Raw genomic sequence first — 17,092 nt, forward strand, 5'->3', positions numbered from 1 at the left:
CAGAGCCTCCCCCGGCTGTGAAAATGAGCACCATGAAGGCCGGTCACCTGGGATTTCACGGGGTGTGAAGTGCCCGAAACGTACCCTTAACGCGAGCTGCCCGCCCCGTTCGTGCCCAGCCAGCCCGCCAGCTTGCCGCCGTGGGCGACCGCGCGCAGGCGTCGCTCGGCCGCGTCGCGCACCGGGTCGGTGGCGACGACGAGCAGCTCGTCGCCCCGGCGCAGCACTGTCGAGGGCAAGGGAACGAACGATTCTTCTTCGCGGACGACGAGCGTGACGGCGGCCCCGGGCGGCAGCCGCAGCTCGCTGACCTCCACGCCGTGCATCCGGGAGCCCTCCGGGACCGAGATGGACAGCAGGTGTCCGCGCAGCCGCTCCAGCGGCGCCGACTCGATGCCGAGGTCCGCGGCCTCGCCGTGCTCACCCAGCCGCAGGGTGCGCGCCAGCCAGGGCAGGGTCGGCCCCTGGACGAGGGTGTAGACCACGACCAGTACGAAGACGATGTTGAAGATGCGGCGGCTGCCGGGGACGCCGTTCACCATCGGGATGGTCGCCAGGATGATGGGCACGGCGCCGCGCAGACCCGCCCACGACATCAGGGTCTGCTCCTGCCACGGCACGCGGAACGGCGCCAGGCTGAACACCACGCTCAGCGGGCGGGCCACCATCGTCAGGGCCAGCCCGATGACCAGGGCGGGCCACACGTCGTCGCCCAGCTCGTGCGGGGTGACCAGCAGGCCGAGCACGACGAACATGCCGATCTGGGCGATCCAGCCGAGCCCTTCGGCGAAGCCGCGCGTGGCGGGCCAGTGGGGCAGTTTGGCGTTGCCGAGCACCATCGAGGCCAGGTAGACGGCCAGGAAACCGCTGCCGTGCGCCAGGGCGCCGGCGGCGTACGCGGTGACGGCGATGGCCATCACGGCGATCGGGTAGAGACCCGAGGCGGGCAGGGCGACGTGCTTGAGTCCCCAGGAGCCGAACCAGCCCACGGCGAGCCCTATGGCGGCGCCGATGGCCAGTTCCAGGGTTATCTCGCCCAGCAGGACGTACCAGTGCTCGACCCGGCCGGCCGTCGAGAAGGCGATGACCAGGATGACCACCGGGGCGTCGTTGAAGCCGGACTCCGCCTCCAGCGTGCCCGTCACGCGCGCGGGGAGGGGAACCCTGCGCAGCACCGAGAAGACCGCCGCCGCGTCCGTCGACGACACCACCGCGCCGATGATCAGCGCCTGCCGCCACTCCAGGCCGACCAGATAGTGCGCGCCCGCCGCGGTGACCCCGACGCTGACGGCGACGCCGGCGGTCGCCAGGACGGAAGCGGACGCCAGGACCGGTCTGATCGCCTTCCACTTCGTGCCGAGGCCGCCCTCGGCGAGGATCACGACCAGGGCCGCGTACCCCATGACCTGGGTCACCGCGGCGCTGTTGAAGTGGATCTCGCCGATGCCGTCCTGCCCCATGAGGACGCCGATCGCCAGGTAGACGAGCAGGCTGGGGAGCCCGCTGCGGGAGGAGATCCGGACGGCCGCGACGGCGACGAGCAGGACCACGGAGCAGACGAGCAGGAGCTGGTTGAGGTGGTGAACAGTCAGCGGCGGTTCCCTTCCTTGGCCCGTGCGCAGGGGCGCGAGCTCACGTACACAAGACCCGAGGCTGCGGCGCACCGCACCCAAGTACTTCGTTACCTTACCTAACTCTTGACGCTTTCTTGACGCTCGCCGAGGCAAGATCGAACGCTCGTGCGCGCTGGTTCCCGACTCCGCGTCAAGCGGGACAGGGCCCTGCGCCTATGGTTGCTCCAGCGCTCATTCAAAGTCACAGCCCGACCTGCCGCTCGCGTTAGGACAGCAAGGACAGCGATGCCCCCCAACACCACCGCCACAACGGGTGACAAGCCCGCCAAGTCCGGCAGGAAGAAGGGGCGCAAAGCCCGATTGGTCGTGCTGGTGCTGGTACTGGCCATCATCGGGGGCGTCGCCTACGGGGCGTACTGGTCGATCAGTACCGTCCGCGCCTCCTTCCCGCAGACCAAGGGTTCGATCACGCTCGACGGTCTGTCGGGACCGGTCGACGTGAAGCGGGACGGCAACGGCATCCCGCAGATCTACGCGTCCTCCGACGAGGACCTGTTCATGGCGCAGGGCTACGTCCAGGCGCAGGACCGGTTCTACGAGATGGACGTGCGCCGGCACATGACCTCCGGGCGCCTGTCGGAGATGTTCGGCAAGAGCCAGGTCAAGAACGACGAGTTCCTGCGCACGCTCGGCTGGGACCGGATCGCCAGGCAGGAGTACGACACCAAGCTGTCGGCCTCCACGAAGAAGTACCTCCAGGCGTACGCCAAGGGAGTCAACGCCTATCTCCAGGGCAAGGACGGCAAGGACATCTCCCTGGAGTACGCCGCGCTCGGCTTCACCAACGACTACAAGCCGCAGGAGTGGACCCCGGTCGACTCGATCTCCTGGCTGAAGGCGATGGCCTGGGACCTGCGCGGCAACATGCAGGACGAGATCGACCGCGCCCTGATGACCAGCAGGCTCGGCCCGCAGCAGATCCAGGACCTGTACCCGGCGTACCCCTACGGCCGCAACAAGCCGATCGTGCAGGAAGGCCAGTACAGCCAGCTGACCAAGTCCTTCGAGCAGAGCGGCGCCACGAGCACCTCTCAGAGCACCGGCACGACCGGCGCGACGGGAACGACGGGCGCGACCGGCGCGACGGGGACGTCCGGCGGCACCACGGGCACCACAGGCGCCTCTGGGGGCACGACGGGCTCGACGGGTTCCTCCACCGCCGGCGCGACCGGATCGTCGCTCACGAGCCAGCTGGGGGGGCTCTACCACGTCCTGGACGACGTGCCCACCGCCGTCGGAGTGAACGGCCAGGGCATCGGCTCCAACTCCTGGGTGGTCTCCGGGCGGTACACCATCACCAAGAAGCCGCTGCTCGCCAACGACCCGCACCTGTCGCCGTCGCTGCCGTCGGTCTGGTACCAGATGGGCCTGCACTGCCGCAGCGTCTCCAGCACGTGCCAGTACGACGTGAGCGGCTACACGTTTGCCGGGCTGCCCGGTGTGATCATCGGGCACAACGCGGACATCGCCTGGGGCATGACCAACTCCGGGGTCGACGTGACCGACCTCTACCTGGAGAAGGTGAGCTCGAACGGCTACCTGTACGACGGCAAGATCCGGCCGTTCAGGACCCGTGAGGAGACCATCAAGGTCGCCGGCGGCGCCACCAAGACGATCGTCGTGCGCCAGACGCAGGACGGGATGCCGCTGCTGTCCGACCGTGACGACGAACTCGTCGAGGTCGGCAGGAAGGCCACGGTCAACACCGCCGCCCCCGACCGCGGCGACGGCTACGGCATCGCCCTGAGGTGGACGGCGCTCGACCCGGGCACCTCCATGGACGCCGTCTTCGCGCTCGACAGGGCGGCCGACTGGAGCAGCTTCCGCAAGGCGGCCGCCCTGTTCGACGTGCCGTCGCAGAACCTGGTCTACGCCGACACCGCCGGCCACATCGGCTACACGCTGCCCGGCAGGATCCCCACGCGCTCCTCCGCCGACGACGGCTCCCTGCCGGCGCCGGGCTGGAACCCGAAGTACCGCTGGACCGGCTTCATCAAGCAGGACGAGCTGCCCTACGAGTTCGACCCCAAGCGCGGCTACATCGTCACCGCCAACCAGGCCGTGGTCGACCAGGCCAAGTACCCGTACACGCTCACCACCGACTGGGCCTACGGCACCCGCAGCCAGCGCATCGCCGACCTGATCGAGTCCAAGATCAAGAACAACGGCAAGATCTCGACCGACGACATGCGGCAGATGCAGCTGGACAGCAGCAGCGAGATCGCCAGGCTGCTGGTGCCGAAGCTGTTGAAGATCAACCTCGACGACAAGCACGTGCGCGACGCCCAGAAGCTGCTGGAGGGCTGGGACTACACCCAGGACGCCGACTCCGCGGCGGCCGCCTACTTCAACGCCGTGTGGCGCAACGTCCTCAAGCTCGCCTTCGGCAACAAGCTCCCCAAGGAGCTGCGCGTCAAGGGGCAGTGCCTGTGGGTCGACAAGATCGACAGCACCGGTCCGGTCGACGACGACACCAAGGTGCGCGAATGCGGCGAGCGTGACGCCGACCAGGCGCAGCCGGACGGCGGCGACCGCTGGTTCGAGGTCGTGCGCACCCTGATGGACAAGCCGGACAGCGACTGGTGGAAGACGCCCAAGTCGGGCACCCGTCCCGCGGCCAACAACATGGACCAGCTCTTCGCCCGCGCCATGATCGACGCCCGCTGGGAGCTGACCGCCAAGCTCGGCAAGGACATCGACACCTGGAGCTGGGGCCGGCTGCACCGCCTGTTCCTGAAGAACCAGACGCTCGGCACCGACGGCCCCCAGGTGCTGCAGTACATCCTCAACCGCGGCCCCTGGAAGCTCAGCGGCGGCGAGGCCACGGTGAACGCCACCGGCTGGAACGCCGCCGGCGGCTACAACGTCATCTGGGTGCCGTCGATGCGGATGGTGGTCAACCTCAAGGACTTCGACAAGTCCCGGTGGATCAACCTGACCGGCGCCTCCGGGCACGCCTTCAGCGCGCACTACACGGACCAGACGAGCCTGTGGGCCAAGGGTGAGCTGCTGCCCTGGTCGTTCTCGGGCAACGCGGTCGACAAGAGCACGAGCGACACACTCGTCCTCAAGCCGTGAGCCGCTGACGGCACGGCACAGCGGAAACGGCCCTCCACGCACGCGTGGAGGGCCGTTTCCGCTGTGCCGTGTCCGATCAGGCGCCTGGGAAGCGGCGCACGCCGGAGGGCGTCACCACCGCGTGCACGGGCTTGTCGTGTGCCTCCGCCGGGACGTGCGCGACGACCTCCGTGTCGTACAGCAGCACCACGAGCCGGGGGCGTGCGCCCGCGCGCTCCAGACGGGCCAGCACACGGTCGTACGACCCTCCGCCGCGCCCCAGGCGCATGCCGCGCGCGTCGACCGCGAGCCCGGGCAGCAGCACGACGTCCGCGGCCGTCACGGCGTCCGGGCCGAGACGCGCGCCGGAGGGCTCGAAGAGCGCCATCCTCCCGCCGTGTTGGACCCGCGCCAGGGAGTCCGGGCCGGCGTACGCGCCCCAGTCGAGGTCGTTGTCGGGCAGCAGCACCGGGAGCAGCACCCGTACGCCCCGCGCGCGCAGCGCGTCCAGCAGCGCCGTCGTGCCCGGCTCACCGCCCACGGAGACGTACGCCGCCACCGTGCGCGCATGCGTCAGTTCCGGCAGTTCCAGCGCGCGCTCCGCCAGGGCGCGGCCCGTCGCGTCGACGTCATCGTCCGTCAACCTGTTCCTCACCGAGAGGAACTCCCGCCGCAACATTCGCTTGTCAGTCTCGCTCGCGCGTCCGTCGTGTTCCACGGCTCGTCCTCGCACCCTTCCAATGCAGCCATATAAGGGTCAACCAGCCGGAGCCACAGAATCCCTGCAAAGGCACCGGATAAGGTTGCGGGCATGACTCAGTCGCACCCCAGGATCAGCAAGGCTGTCATTCCCGCGGCAGGCCTCGGCACCCGGTTCCTGCCGGCCACCAAGGCCACTCCCAAGGAGATGCTGCCGGTCGTAGACAAGCCAGCGATCCAGTACGTGGTCGAGGAGGCCGTGTCGGCGGGGCTCGACGACGTGCTCATGATCACCGGACGCAACAAGCGTCCCCTTGAGGACCACTTCGACCGCAACTACGAGCTGGAATCGGCGCTCGAGAAGAAGGGCGACGCCGAACGGCTCGCGAAGGTGCAGGAGTCCAGCGACCTGGCGACCATGCACTACGTGCGGCAGGGAGACCCCAGGGGCCTCGGCCACGCGGTGCTGTGCGCCGCCCCGCACGTCGGCCACGAGCCCTTCGCGGTGCTCCTGGGCGACGACCTGATCGACCCCCGCGACCCGCTCCTGCAGCGCATGATCGAGGTGCAGGAGCAGCACGGCGGCAGCGTGATCGCCCTCATGGAGGTCGCGCCCGAGCAGATCCACCTCTACGGCTGCGCGGCCGTGGACACCACCGACGAGGGTGACGTCGTACGGATCACCGGTCTCGTCGAGAAGCCGGATCCGGCGGACGCCCCGTCGAACTACGCGATCATCGGCCGGTACGTCCTCGACCCGCACATCTTCGACATACTCCGCAAGACCGAGCCGGGCCGCGGCGGCGAGATCCAGCTCACCGACGCCCTCCAGCAGCTCGCGACGGACGAGAAGGTCGGCGGCCCGGTGCACGGCGTCGTCTTCGAGGGCCGCCGCTATGACACCGGCGACCGCGGCGACTACCTGCGTGCCATTGTCAGACTCGCGTGCGAACGTGAAGACCTGGGCCCGGACTTCCGGACCTGGCTTCGCAGTTACGTAGCCGAGGAGATGCAGCAGTCTTGAGCAGCGCCGCGACCCGCCCCGCCGGCCCGGACGACCTGTGGTCGGTGGACGACCACCTGGAGGACATCCTCTCGACCGTCCGCGCCCTCGAACCCATCGAGCTGCAACTGCTCGACGCCCAGGGCTGCGTCCTGGTCGAGGACGTCACGGTGCCGGTGTCCCTGCCGCCGTTCGACAACAGCTCCATGGACGGGTACGCGGTGCGGGTCGCGGACGTCGCGGGCGCCAGCGAGGAGTTCCCGGCCGTCCTGGAGGTCGTCGGCGACGTCGCGGCGGGCGCGGCCGACCCGCTGCGGGTCGGCCCCGGCCAGGCCGCCCGCATCATGACCGGCGCCCCGCTCCCGCCCGGCGCGGAGGCCGTCGTCCCCGTGGAGTGGACCGACGGCGGACTCGGCGAGGGCCCGGTGAGCGGCATGCGGGCGCGCAGCCTGGCCCCCGAGGGCGCCGAGGGGCAGGTGCGTGTGCACCGCCCCGCCGAGGCACGCGCGCACGTGCGCGCCACGGGCAGCGACGTGAAGGCCGGCGACCGCGCCCTTCAGGCCGGGACGATCCTCGGCCCGCCGCAGATCGCACTGCTGGCCGCGATCGGCCGCGCGACGGTACGCGTGCGCCCGCGCCCGCGCGTGGTCGTCGTGTCCACCGGCAGCGAACTCGTCCAGCCCGGCGAGGAACTGGGCCGCGGCCAGATCTACGACTCCAACAGCTTCGCCCTCACCGCGGCCGCGCGGGACGCCGGCGCCATCGCCTACCGGGTCGGCGCCGTCGCGGACGACGCCGAGACCCTCCGCTCCACCATCGAGGACCAGCTCATCCGCGCCGACCTGCTGGTGACCACGGGCGGGGTGAGCGTCGGGGCGTACGACGTGGTCAAGGAGGCCCTGTCGTACGCCGGTGACGAGGACGAAGCGGGCAGCGGCGTGGACTTCCGCAAGCTCGCCATGCAGCCCGGCAAGCCCCAGGGCTTCGGCTCCATCGGCCCCGACCACACACCGCTGCTGGCCCTGCCGGGCAACCCCGTGTCGTCGTACGTCTCCTTCGAGCTCTTCGTCCGGCCCGCCATCCGTGCCCTGATGGGCCTCACGGACGTGCACCGGCCCCGCGCCCGGGCCGTCCTGAAGGCGGACAAGGCGCTGCGCTCGCCCAAGGGGCGCCGGCAGTTCCTGCGCGGTGCGTACGGCGACGGAGAGGTGACCCCCGTGGGCGGCGCCGGCTCGCACCTGATCGCCGCCCTGGCGCAGGCCGACGCGTTGATCGTCGTCCCCGAGGACAGCGAGTCCGTCGAGCCCGGCGCCGAGGTGGAGGTGGTCCTGCTCGGCTGAGCCCTGCTGGTTGGCGGTAGCGTGTCGCGCACAGCAGGCCCGTGCACCGCACTGCGACGGGCCCGGACCGGGAGCGCCACAGCCATGACAGTGCCTTCCCGGGGGGAGACCCCCGGACCCCCTGCGCAGGACCGACTGACGCACATCGACGAGGCGGGCGCCGCCCGCATGGTCGACGTGTCCGGGAAGGACGTGACCGCGCGCACCGCCCGCGCCAGCGGCCGCGTCCTCGTCTCGCCCCGCGTGGTCGAGCTGCTGCGCGGTGAGGGGATGCCCAAGGGGGATGCCCTGGCCACCGCGCGGATCGCCGGCATCATGGGCGCCAAGCGCACCCCCGACCTGATCCCGCTGTGCCACCCGCTGTCGGTGTCCGGTGTGAAACTGGACCTGTCGGTCGCGGACGACGCCGTGCGGATCCAGGCCACCGTGAAGACGACGGATCGTACGGGCGTCGAGATGGAGGCCCTCACCGCCGTGACGGTCGCCGCGCTCACCGTGGTCGACATGGTCAAGGCGGTCGACAAGGGAGCGGTCATCACGGACGTACGGGTGGAGGAGAAGACAGGCGGCAAGTCGGGCGACTGGAGCCGGGCATGACCTACCGCGCTCTGGTGGTCACCGCCTCCAACAGGGCTGCCGCGGGCGTCTACGAGGACAAGGGCGGCCCCCTGATCGCCGACGGCCTCAAGAGCCTCGGGTTCGACGTCGACGGCCCCCGGGTCGTCCCGGACGGGGACCCCGTCGAGGCAGCCCTGCGCGCGGGAGCCGGCGCCGGCTACGACGTGATCGTCACCACCGGCGGCACCGGTATCTCACCGACCGACCGCACGCCCGAGGCGACCCGCGCGGTGATCGACCGCGAGGTGCCGGGCATCGCGGAGGCCATCCGGGCGTTCGGCCGGGAGAAGGTGGCGACCGCGGCGCTCTCCCGGGGCCTGGCCGGCGTGGCGGACCGCACCCTGATCGTGAACCTGCCGGGCTCCACGGGCGGGGTGAAGGACGGCCTCGCCGTGCTCGAACCCCTGCTGGTCCACGCCGTCGAGCAGATCCGCGGCGGCGACCACCCCAGACCCGGACCCACGAGCGGGGGTGCGAGCTGAACAGCCCTTCCTGGCCCGTCGTGCTGGCGGACGGCGATGTCGTCCTCCGGCCGATAAAGCTGCGCGACCAGCGGGCCTGGCGCGAGGTGAACCGGCGCAACCGGGACTGGCTGCGCCCCTGGGAGGCGACCATTCCGCCGCCCACGCCGAGCGGGCCGATCGTGCACCGGCCGACCTACCGCCAGATGGTCCGGCACCTGCGCTCCGAGGCCAACGCGGGCCGGATGCTGCCGTTCGTCATCGAGTACCAGGGGCAGCTCGTCGGACAGCTGACGGTCGCCGGGATCACCTGGGGGTCGATGTGCTCGGGCCACGTCGGCTACTGGGTGGACGAGTCGGTGGCCGGACGCGGGGTGATGCCGACGGCCGTGGCGCTGGTGGTGGACCACTGTTTCCGGGCCGTCGGACTGCACCGCATCGAGGTCTGCATTCGCCCCGAGAACCGGCCCAGCCGCCGGGTCGTGGAGAAACTCGGATTCCGCGAGGAGGGGCTCCGGCCGCGTTATCTGCACATCGACGGGGCCTGGCGCGACCATCTGGTGTTCGCGCTCACCGCGGAAGAGGTGCCCGACGGGTTGCTCGCACGGTGGCAGCGGGCACGCTCTCGGCAGGAGCGGCACAGTGAGGGGCGGCACAGCGAGCGGGAGAACAGTCCCGGGAATCCCGGCTAGCCCCCGAAATTGAATATGTGTTCGAAATTGACCGTCTGCTGACCGTCTCAGGGCATTGAATTCACACCTGCGGCGGTCCGCTGATCGCATCGGTCGCAAAAGAAGCTGGAAATATCAGCCAGATCGTGCGACACACCGGCCCAATTGGCAGATGGCCTCATGCAAACCCCTCTACGGTGTGAGACGTGAGCAGCAGCGGCCTCATCTACGCAGTCATTGTCGGGGCCTGGGCCGCCTACTTGGTGCCGATGTGGCTCCGTAGGCAGGACGAGCTGAACGAGGCCCGTCCGACGGAACGCTTCAGCACCGCCATCCGGCTGCTGTCCGGACGGGCGGGAATGGAGCGCCGGTACGCCAAGGACCTGCGGGCGCGCTCCGACCAGGAGGGGGAGCCGGACACCGGCGATCCGGACGCCGTCACCGACTCGGTGGACGTCCGGGCCTTCGCCGTGCCTCCGACCCGCCGTCAGGTGCACGCCGACGCCGAACCCGACGCACCCGTGAAGGCGGAACCGGTACGCGCGCAGGCCGCGGTCCCGGCACCCAAGCCGACGCCCGCGTCCGGCACCGTGCCCGCACCCGCGTCCGGCACCGTGCCCGGCACCGCGCCCCCGTCCGGCACCGTGCCCGCCCAGAAGCGAGTACCGTCCGCGCGGCGCGGGCCCTCGGCGCAGGCGGCCGCGGCGCGCGCCCAGCGCTCGAAGGTCCTCGCGCGCCGCCGACGCACCACCGTGGTGCTCTTCCTCGGCTTCACGTTCGGCGCCATCGTCGCCGCGGTCGGCGGACTCGCCTTCCTGTGGGCGCCGGCCGTACCCGCCGGCCTCCTCAGCGGGTACATCGCCTACCTGCGCTCCCAGGAGCGCCGTCGCTTCGCCTACCAGATGGACCGCCGGCGGGCCGAGGACGCCGCCCAGCGGCTGCGGGAACGCCAGCCGCGTCGGCGCGCGCCCCTGGAGGAGGGTCCGGCCGCGGACGAATCGGAGGAGGTCCCTCAGTCCGGGACGGACACCGGGCTCGCCGCGCTCGCCGCGGACCGGCGCGCCCTGGTCGAGCAGACGGACCACGCCGAGTGGGTCGACCAGCAGCGCGAACGGCAGCGGCGGCCCGGCGGGGACAGCTGGGACCCGGTACCGGTGCCCCTGCCGACGTACGTCACCGCGCCGGTCGCGCCGCGTGCCACCTCCGATGTGGATCTGGGGGCGCCCGGCACCTGGAGTTCGGCGCGCTCCAGCTCGGTCGCCCCGGAGCACGAGGCGGGCCACGCACCGGAGAGCGGGGCGGCCGACGAGCGGACGCCGGCGGCCGGGGGCAAGCCGGCGGACGGCCGTAGCGACGCCCGCCGGGCGGCCTCCGCGCGCCGGGCACGCGAGCGCGGCGGCACGCCCCTCTTCGATCAGTACGAGGACGGCGACCGCCCGCGCGCGGCCAACGAGTGACGGCCGCCACACTTCGGGAAGGCGCGCTGACCAGTCAGGGAGCGGATTTCCAAGCACCCCGATCGGGATGCTAAAGTTTCACTCGTTGCAAGGGCCTGTGGCGCAGTCCGGTAGCGCACCTCGTTCGCATCGAGGGGGCCAGGGGTTCAAATCCCCTCAGGTCCACGCAGCATGAAGCCCCAGTCGGCGAAAGCCGACTGGGGCTTCATCGTGTCTACAGCTTCTTCGCGAAGCAGCGGCTCTCCTCGTGGTGCCGGTAGTAGCCGAACTTGACGCACGGTTCGTAGCCGCTGGAGGAGTACAGGGCGATGGCCTCCGGCTGCTTGGTGCCCGTCTCCAGGACCATGCGGACGCGCCCGGCCATGCGGGCGTCCTCCTCCAGGGCCGAGAGCATCCGGCGCGCGAGCCCCCGGCCGCGCATCTGCGCGATCACGAACATGCGCTTGAGCTCGGCGTCGCCGTCCTCGTTGCCCTCGTCGTTGCGGTCCCGGCTGCGCCAGCCGCCGGTCGCGACAGGCCGGTCGTGCTCGTCGTACGCGATCAGGTACACGCCCCCGGGCGGGTCGAAGTCCGTGGTGCCGAGTACGGTGGCGTCGCCGTCGTCGCCGTAGCGCTCGGCGTACTCGGCCTGGACCTCGTCGTTGAGCTTCACGGCGTCGGGGTGGTCGAAACGAACACGACGTATATTCATGCTGGGCATCGTACTTCTATGCGGTGGACGGGTACGGGGCTTTCGGGGCCCCGACCAGTGTGCCGGTATCGTGCCCTGGTGCTGACTGTGACCTCGGTGAACGTGAACGGGCTGCGAGCCGCCGCCAAGAAGGGCTTCGTGGAGTGGCTCGCGCAGACCTCCGCGGACGTCGTCTGCCTGCAGGAGGTGCGCGCAGAGCCGCACCAGCTGCCCGAGGAGGTCCGGCAGCCCGACGGCTGGCACGTCGTGCACGCCCCCGCGGCCGCCAAGGGCCGTGCCGGTGTCTCCCTCTACACCCGGCGTGAGCCCGACCGCGTCCGGGTCGGGTTCGGCTCCGGCGAGTTCGACGGCAGCGGACGCTATGTCGAGGCCGACCTGCCCGGCGTCACCGTCGCCTCCCTGTACCTGCCCTCCGGCGAGGTCGGCACCGAGCGCCAGGAGGAGAAGCTCCGCTTCATGGGCGAGTTCCTCGCCCACCTCAAGGACCTGCGCGAGCGGGCCGCCGCCGACGGCCGCGAGGTGGTCGTGTGCGGCGACTGGAACATCGCCCACCAGCAGGCCGACCTCAAGAACTGGCGCGCCAACACCAAGAACTCGGGCTTCCTGCCGGAGGAGCGGGACTGGCTCGGCCGGGTGTTCGCCCCCGAGGAGGGGGGCTACGTCGACGTCGTGCGTGCCCTGCACCCCGAGGTCGACGGACCGTACACCTGGTGGTCGTACCGGGGGCGGGCGTTCGACAACGACGCCGGATGGCGCATCGACTACCACGTCACCACCCCCCGGCTCGCGGGCAAGGCCGTGAAGGGCTTCGTCGAGCGCGCGGCCACGCATGCCGAGCGCTGGTCCGACCATGCGCCGGTGACCGTCGTCTACGACCTGTAGCCGGGCCCGTCCGGGCGGGCGCGCTCAGGCGTCCGTGCCGCCCGCCTTCGCGGCGAGGCGGCGGTCCAGGGCCAGGGACAGTTCCGCCTCCACCACGCTGCGGGCCAGGGGGCGCAGGCGGGGCAGCTCCTCTTCGGGGGCGTGCCGCAGGATCAGGGTGGCGAAGAGTTCGGCCAGGGCGTCGGCGTGTTCGCGGACGCGGGCTGCGGCCGTGAGGACCTCGCCGAGCGGGATGCCCTCGCGGACCAGTGCGGAGGAGACGTCCAGCAGGCGGCGGCTGATGTGGACGATCTCGTCGCCGTCGGTGCCGAGGTAGCCCAGTTCGAGGGCGGCGGCGAGGTTCTCCGGGGTGACCTGGCCCTCGAAGCGGGCGGCGAGTTCCTCGGGGGTGAGGCGGACCGGCTCCTCCTCGCTCGGGGTGCCGACGCCGAGCAGGTCGGCGACGTCCCGGCCCTGGTCGAGGGCCTCCGCGAGTTCCGCGATGCCGTTCAGGGTGTGGCCGCGCTCCAGCAGGGCGGTGATGGTGCGCAGCCGGGCCAGGTGGTGGTCGTCGTACCAGGCGATACGGCCCTCCCGGCGCGGTGGCGGGATCAGCTTGCGTTCGCGGTAGAAGCGCAGCGTGCGCACGGTGATGCCGGCGAGCCGCGCCAGCTCCTCCATGCGGTACTCGCGCCCGCCTTCCTTGCGTTCCACGTCCTCTGCCACGCCCGCAGCCTATGTTGTACCGCCGGTAACTTTCGTTCCGCGCCCCCTACCGCTCGGTACGGAGCTGCTCTACAGTCCCATTGCGCCAGTGTTCACTGGCAGAGTCCAAAGGCGATGCGTGGAGGCTTCGGGATGGCCGAGCACGAGCATGTACGGGTGGCGGTGATCGGGTCCGGGTTCGGCGGGCTGGGGGCCGCCGTGCGGCTGCGCCGCGAAGGGATCACCGATTTCGTCGTCCTGGAGCGGGCGGACAGCGTCGGCGGCACCTGGCGGGACAACAGCTACCCCGGGTGCGCCTGCGACGTGCCCTCCCATCTCTACTCCTTCTCCTTCGCGCCCAACCCCGACTGGCCGCGCACCTTCTCCGGGCAGCGGCACATCCGCGCCTACCTGGAGCACGTCACCGACCTCTTCGGACTGCGCCCGCACCTCCGCTTCGACTCCGAGGTCAAGCTGATGACCTGGGACGCCGAGAACCTGCGGTGGGAGATCGAGACCGCGCGGGGCACGCTCACCGCCGACGTCGTCGTCTCCGCCACCGGGCCGCTGTCCGACCCGAAGATCCCGGAGATCCCGGGGCTGGCGTCCTTCCCGGGCAAGGTGTTCCACTCCGCCCGCTGGGACCACGACTACGACCTGCGCGGCAAGCGCGTCGCGATGGTCGGCACCGGCGCCTCCGCCATCCAGATCGTGCCGTCCATCCAGCCGCAGGTCGGCCGGCTCACGCTCTTCCAGCGCACCCCGCCCTGGGTCATGCCCCGCGTCGACCGCGCCATCACCGGCGCCGAGCGCCGGCTGCACCGGGCCGTGCCCCTCACCACCCAGCTCAGGCGCGGCCTGCTCTGGGGCATCCGGGAGCTGCAGGTCCAGGCGTTCACCAAGCACCCCGACGAACTCGGACTCGTCGAGCGGCTCGCCAAGCGCAACATGGCCCGCGCCATCAAGGACCCGGCCCTGCGCGCCAAGCTCACCCCCGACTACCGCATCGGCTGCAAGCGGATCCTGCTGTCCAGCACGTACTACCCCGCGCTGGCCGAGCCGAATGTGGACGTCGTCGCCAGCGGGCTCGGTGAGATCCGCGGCTCGACCGTCGTCGCGGCCGACGGCACCGAGACCGAGGTCGACGCGATCGTCTTCGGGACCGGCTTCCACGTGACCGACATGCCCATCGCCGAGCGGGTGGTCGGGGCGCAGGGCGGCACGCTCGCCGAGTCCTGGAAGGGCGGCATGCGGGCGCTGCGCGGTGCCACGGCCGCCGGGTTCCCGAACTGGATGACGATCATCGGGCCCAACACCGGCCTCGGGAACTCCTCCATGATCCTCATGATCGAGTCCCAGCTGAACTACATGGCCGACTATCTGCGGCAACTGGACGTCCTCGGAGGCCGTACGGCCCTCGATGCCCGGCCCGCGGCCGTCGAGGACTGGAACCGCGAGGTCCAGGAGCGCATGAAGCGCACCGTGTGGAACACCGGCGGCTGCACCAGCTGGTACCTGGACGAGAGCGGCCGCAACACCACCATCTGGCCGGGTACGACGTCGGAGTTCCGGCGTGCGACCCGCCGGGTGGACCTCGCCGAGTACGAGGTCGTCCGCAGGCCGGCAGCGGTGTCCCACAAGCGGAGCGAGGTCGTCGCATGAGCCGCCGAGCCGCTGTGACCCCGGTGGCCTCCGGGCCGTACGCCCCGCCCACCCCTTCCCGCGCACTCACCGTCGTCTCCGCCGACGGCGCGCGGCTGCACGTCGAGGTGCACGGCCCCGAGGACGCGCCCCCCGTGGTCCTCTCCCACGGCTGGACCTGCTCGACCGCCTTCTGGGCCGCGCAGATACGGGACCTGGCGACCGACCACCGGGTGATCGCATACGACCAGCGGGGGCACGGGAACAGCCCCGCGAGCTCCGCGTGCACCACCCACGCGCTGGCGGACGACCTCGAAGCGGTGCTCGCGCGGACGCTCGCGCGCGAGGAGAAGGCGCTGATCGTCGGCCACTCCATGGGCGGTATGACGGTCATGGCCGCGGCCACGCGCCCCCGCTTCCGGGAGCACGCCGCCGCCGTCCTGCTGTGCAGCACCGGCAGCTCGCGGCTGGTCGCCCGGTCACGTGTGGTGCCGCTCGGCGCCGGGCGGCTGCGGACCTGGCTCACCGGGCACGTGCTCGGCTCCCGTGCCCCCCTCGGACCGGTCACACCGGTGGCGAAGAGCGTCCTCAAGTACGCCACCATGGGCGCTGGTTCCGCCCCGCACATGGTGGAGGCGTGCGCGCGGATCGTGCACGCCTGCCCGCGCGCCGTCCGCCACGCGTGGGCCGGTGTGCTGGAGGCGCTCGATCTCGACCACGGCGTACGGGAGTTGCATGCGCCCACGGCCATCGTGCACGGCGCGGCCGACCGGCTCACGCCCCCTGTACACGCCCGCGCGCTGGTCGCCGCGCTTCCGCACTGCGTGGGCCTCACCGAGCTGACCGGTGTCGGCCACATGACCCCGATCGAGGCTCCGGACCTGGTGACCGCCAGGATCCGGGAGCTCGTCACCACGTACGTCACCGTCACGGGCACCGAGCCCGAGGACGGGCACCGTGCCACCCCGGCGCAGATCAAGGAGGGCGCATGAGCAGGGTCAGCCTCGAAGGGCAGGTCGCGGTCGTCACCGGAGCGGCGCGCGGGGTCGGTGAGCTGCTGGCGCGCAAGCTGTCCGCGCGCGGCGCGAAGGTCGCGCTGGTCGGCCTGGAGGAGGAGGCGCTCAAGGACGTCTCCTCGCGTCTGCACAGCGACAGCGCCCACTGGTACGCCGACGTCACCGACCACGAGACGATGAGCCGGGTCGCGCAGGAGGTGAAGGCGCGGTTCGGGAAGGTCGACATCGTGGTGGCCAACGCCGGTGTGGCGGCGGGCGGTCCGTTCGCCGACTCCGATCCGCAGGCGTGGCGGCGGGTGATCGAGGTGAACCTGATCGGTTCGGCGGTGACCGCGCGGGCGTTCCTGCCGGTGCTCGTGGAGAGCCGGGGCTATCTGCTGCAGGTCGCCTCCCTCGCGGCGATCACCCCGGCGCCGATGATGACGGCGTACTGCGCGTCCAAGTCGGGCGTGGAGGCGTACGCGCACAGCCTGCGCGCCGAGGTCGGCTACCAGGGCGTGCGCGTCGGCGTCGCCTACCTGTCCTGGACCGACACCGACATGGTGCGCGGCGCCGACCAGGACGACGTCATGCGGGAGTTGCGCCAGCGGCTGCCGTGGCCGTCCAACAAGACGTACCCGCTGGGACCGGCGGTGGACCGGCTGGTCGCCGGGATCGAGCGCCGCTCGGCGCATGTGTACGGGCAGTGGTGGCTGCGGGGCATGCAGGGCGTGCGCGGATATCTGCCGGCGCTCATCGGGACGGTCGGGCAGCGCGAGATGAAGCGGTTCGCGCCCCGGCTGCAGGGGATGCGGTCGGGGCTCGTGGGCGCGGGCGGGGAGGCCGACGAAGCGGCACGGGCTACACCCCGTAACTGATCCACATGCGTACCGTGGTCGGCCGTGTGAATCTGGTCGAGGCCCCTTCGAGGGGCCGATTCCCCACCTCACCCACCACGGGAGTGAACCCACATGGGTATGAAGGACAAGGCCAACGAGTGGCAGGAACAGGGCAAGCAGAAGCTCGGTGAGACCCGTGAGCGGGCCGGCCAGCGCGGCCAGCAGCAGTCGCAGCGCGGCCAGCAGCAGTCGCAGCGTGGCCAGCAGCAGTCGCAGCGCGGCCAGCAGCCCCAGCGCGGTCGCGAGAACATGCGCGACATCGAGGACACGGAAGCGGAGATGGAAGACCGCTTCGACCGGGACTACGACGCCTAGTCGCTGCGCTCGGCTCTGGCCGGTCTGGCGTGGGGCGCCCTTCCT

At 71.2% G+C, this 17,092-nt stretch carries 16 protein-coding genes and 1 tRNA gene; 13 read left to right on the top strand and 4 right to left on the bottom strand.

The genetic code is table 11. The features are described from left to right. Nucleotides 1-86: 86 nt before the first annotated feature. Nucleotides 87-1,622: a potassium/proton antiporter gene (locus tag IE244_RS12585; RefSeq protein ID WP_191873710.1), complete on the bottom strand. Its 1,536-nt coding sequence runs from the start codon at nt 1,620-1,622 to the stop codon at nt 87-89. 237 nt (nt 1,623-1,859) lie between these two features. Between IE244_RS12585 and IE244_RS12590 the strand changes: the two genes are divergently transcribed. Next, a complete protein-coding gene (locus IE244_RS12590) occupies nt 1,860-4,712 on the top strand; it encodes a penicillin acylase family protein (protein WP_191873481.1) in 2,853 nt (950 codons plus the stop codon). A gap of 76 nt (nt 4,713-4,788) precedes the next feature. Here IE244_RS12590 and IE244_RS12595 read toward each other — a convergent pair whose 3' ends face one another. Then, nucleotides 4,789-5,370, bottom strand: a complete 582-nt coding sequence (locus tag IE244_RS12595; protein WP_191873711.1) for a 5-formyltetrahydrofolate cyclo-ligase — start codon at nt 5,368-5,370, stop codon at nt 4,789-4,791. A 132-nt stretch (nt 5,371-5,502) separates the two neighbouring features. On the opposite strand from IE244_RS12595, the gene galU reads away from it, so the two are divergent. The 7 genes from galU to IE244_RS12630 all read left to right on the top strand — a co-directional run bounded on the left by galU (nt 5,503) and on the right by IE244_RS12630 (nt 11,105). Next, nucleotides 5,503-6,414 carry a UTP--glucose-1-phosphate uridylyltransferase GalU gene (gene galU / locus IE244_RS12600; protein WP_191873483.1) on the top strand — a complete coding sequence of 304 codons (912 nt, stop codon included), beginning with the start codon at nt 5,503-5,505 and terminating at the stop codon, nt 6,412-6,414. Next, nucleotides 6,411-7,733, top strand: a complete 1,323-nt coding sequence (gene glp / locus IE244_RS12605; RefSeq protein ID WP_191873485.1) for a molybdotransferase-like divisome protein Glp — start codon at nt 6,411-6,413, stop codon at nt 7,731-7,733. Before galU ends, glp begins: the two co-directional genes overlap by 4 nt. A gap of 84 nt (nt 7,734-7,817) precedes the next feature. Beyond that, nucleotides 7,818-8,330, top strand: coding sequence for a cyclic pyranopterin monophosphate synthase MoaC (moaC, locus tag IE244_RS12610; RefSeq protein ID WP_031169670.1), 513 nt, complete (start codon nt 7,818-7,820; stop codon nt 8,328-8,330). Next, nucleotides 8,327-8,833: a MogA/MoaB family molybdenum cofactor biosynthesis protein gene (locus IE244_RS12615; protein WP_191873487.1), complete on the top strand. Its 507-nt coding sequence runs from the start codon at nt 8,327-8,329 to the stop codon at nt 8,831-8,833. Before moaC ends, IE244_RS12615 begins: the two co-directional genes overlap by 4 nt. 20 nt (nt 8,834-8,853) lie before the next feature. Continuing rightward, a complete protein-coding gene (locus tag IE244_RS12620) occupies nt 8,854-9,504 on the top strand; it encodes a GNAT family N-acetyltransferase (RefSeq protein WP_037686022.1) in 651 nt (216 codons plus the stop codon). A 185-nt stretch (nt 9,505-9,689) separates the two neighbouring features. Then, nucleotides 9,690-10,940 (top strand): divisome protein SepX/GlpR, encoded by a 1,251-nt coding sequence (gene sepX, locus IE244_RS12625; RefSeq protein ID WP_191873488.1) that lies wholly within the window; start codon nt 9,690-9,692, stop codon nt 10,938-10,940. Between the two features lie 91 nt (nt 10,941-11,031). Beyond that, a tRNA-Ala gene (locus tag IE244_RS12630) sits at nt 11,032-11,105 on the top strand. Nucleotides 11,106-11,154: 49 nt separating this feature from the next. Here IE244_RS12630 and IE244_RS12635 read toward each other — a convergent pair. Beyond that, nucleotides 11,155-11,631 carry a GNAT family N-acetyltransferase gene (locus IE244_RS12635; protein WP_191873490.1) on the bottom strand — a complete coding sequence of 159 codons (477 nt, stop codon included), beginning with the start codon at nt 11,629-11,631 and terminating at the stop codon, nt 11,155-11,157. Between the two features lie 78 nt (nt 11,632-11,709). Between IE244_RS12635 and IE244_RS12640 the strand changes: the two genes are divergently transcribed. Beyond that, on the top strand, nt 11,710-12,513 hold the full coding sequence (locus IE244_RS12640) for an exodeoxyribonuclease III (protein ID WP_191873492.1): 804 nt from the start codon (nt 11,710-11,712) through the stop codon (nt 12,511-12,513). Between the two features lie 24 nt (nt 12,514-12,537). On the opposite strand, the gene IE244_RS12645 is transcribed toward IE244_RS12640, so the two are convergent. Next, on the bottom strand, nt 12,538-13,173 hold the full coding sequence (locus IE244_RS12645) for a MerR family transcriptional regulator (RefSeq protein ID WP_191873712.1): 636 nt from the start codon (nt 13,171-13,173) through the stop codon (nt 12,538-12,540). A 177-nt stretch (nt 13,174-13,350) separates the two neighbouring features. Between IE244_RS12645 and IE244_RS12650 the strand changes: the two genes are divergently transcribed. The 4 genes from IE244_RS12650 (at nt 13,351) to IE244_RS12665 (ending at nt 17,047) form a co-directional block, all read left to right on the top strand. After that, nucleotides 13,351-14,859 (top strand): flavin-containing monooxygenase, encoded by a 1,509-nt coding sequence (locus IE244_RS12650; RefSeq protein ID WP_191873494.1) that lies wholly within the window; start codon nt 13,351-13,353, stop codon nt 14,857-14,859. Further along, nucleotides 14,856-15,830: an alpha/beta fold hydrolase gene (locus IE244_RS12655; protein WP_191873496.1), complete on the top strand. Its 975-nt coding sequence runs from the start codon at nt 14,856-14,858 to the stop codon at nt 15,828-15,830. Before IE244_RS12650 ends, IE244_RS12655 begins: the two co-directional genes overlap by 4 nt. Next, nucleotides 15,827-16,711 (top strand): SDR family oxidoreductase, encoded by an 885-nt coding sequence (locus tag IE244_RS12660; protein ID WP_191873498.1) that lies wholly within the window; start codon nt 15,827-15,829, stop codon nt 16,709-16,711. The genes IE244_RS12655 and IE244_RS12660 overlap by 4 nt, the downstream gene beginning before the upstream one ends. Nucleotides 16,712-16,804: 93 nt before the next feature. After that, nucleotides 16,805-17,047 carry a hypothetical protein gene (locus IE244_RS12665; protein WP_191873500.1) on the top strand — a complete coding sequence of 81 codons (243 nt, stop codon included), beginning with the start codon at nt 16,805-16,807 and terminating at the stop codon, nt 17,045-17,047. Nucleotides 17,048-17,092 lie beyond the last annotated feature (45 nt).

It is taken from the genome of Streptomyces filipinensis (assembly GCF_014649495.1).
In the GTDB taxonomy this organism is placed as follows: domain Bacteria; phylum Actinomycetota; class Actinomycetes; order Streptomycetales; family Streptomycetaceae; genus Streptomyces; species Streptomyces filipinensis.

Bases quoted from the DNA above. Each gene is read 5' to 3' on its own strand.
- galU (WP_191873483.1), top strand. From the start codon at position 5,503: ATGACTCAGTCGCACCCCAGGATCAGCAAGGCTGTCATTCCCGCGGCA.
- IE244_RS12615 (WP_191873487.1), top strand. From the start codon at position 8,327: ATGACCTACCGCGCTCTGGTGGTCACCGCCTCCAACAGGGCTGCCGCG.
- IE244_RS12590 (WP_191873481.1), top strand. From the start codon at position 1,860: ATGCCCCCCAACACCACCGCCACAACGGGTGACAAGCCCGCCAAGTCC.
- IE244_RS12645 (WP_191873712.1), bottom strand. From the start codon at position 13,173: ATGGAGGAGCTGGCGCGGCTCGCCGGCATCACCGTGCGCACGCTGCGC.
- IE244_RS12655 (WP_191873496.1), top strand. From the start codon at position 14,856: ATGAGCCGCCGAGCCGCTGTGACCCCGGTGGCCTCCGGGCCGTACGCC.
- IE244_RS12660 (WP_191873498.1), top strand. From the start codon at position 15,827: ATGAGCAGGGTCAGCCTCGAAGGGCAGGTCGCGGTCGTCACCGGAGCG.
- IE244_RS12665 (WP_191873500.1), top strand. From the start codon at position 16,805: ATGGGTATGAAGGACAAGGCCAACGAGTGGCAGGAACAGGGCAAGCAG.
- IE244_RS12595 (WP_191873711.1), bottom strand. From the start codon at position 5,370: ATGTTGCGGCGGGAGTTCCTCTCGGTGAGGAACAGGTTGACGGACGAT.
- IE244_RS12650 (WP_191873494.1), top strand. From the start codon at position 13,351: ATGGCCGAGCACGAGCATGTACGGGTGGCGGTGATCGGGTCCGGGTTC.
- moaC (WP_031169670.1), top strand. From the start codon at position 7,818: ATGACAGTGCCTTCCCGGGGGGAGACCCCCGGACCCCCTGCGCAGGAC.
- IE244_RS12635 (WP_191873490.1), bottom strand. From the start codon at position 11,631: ATGAATATACGTCGTGTTCGTTTCGACCACCCCGACGCCGTGAAGCTC.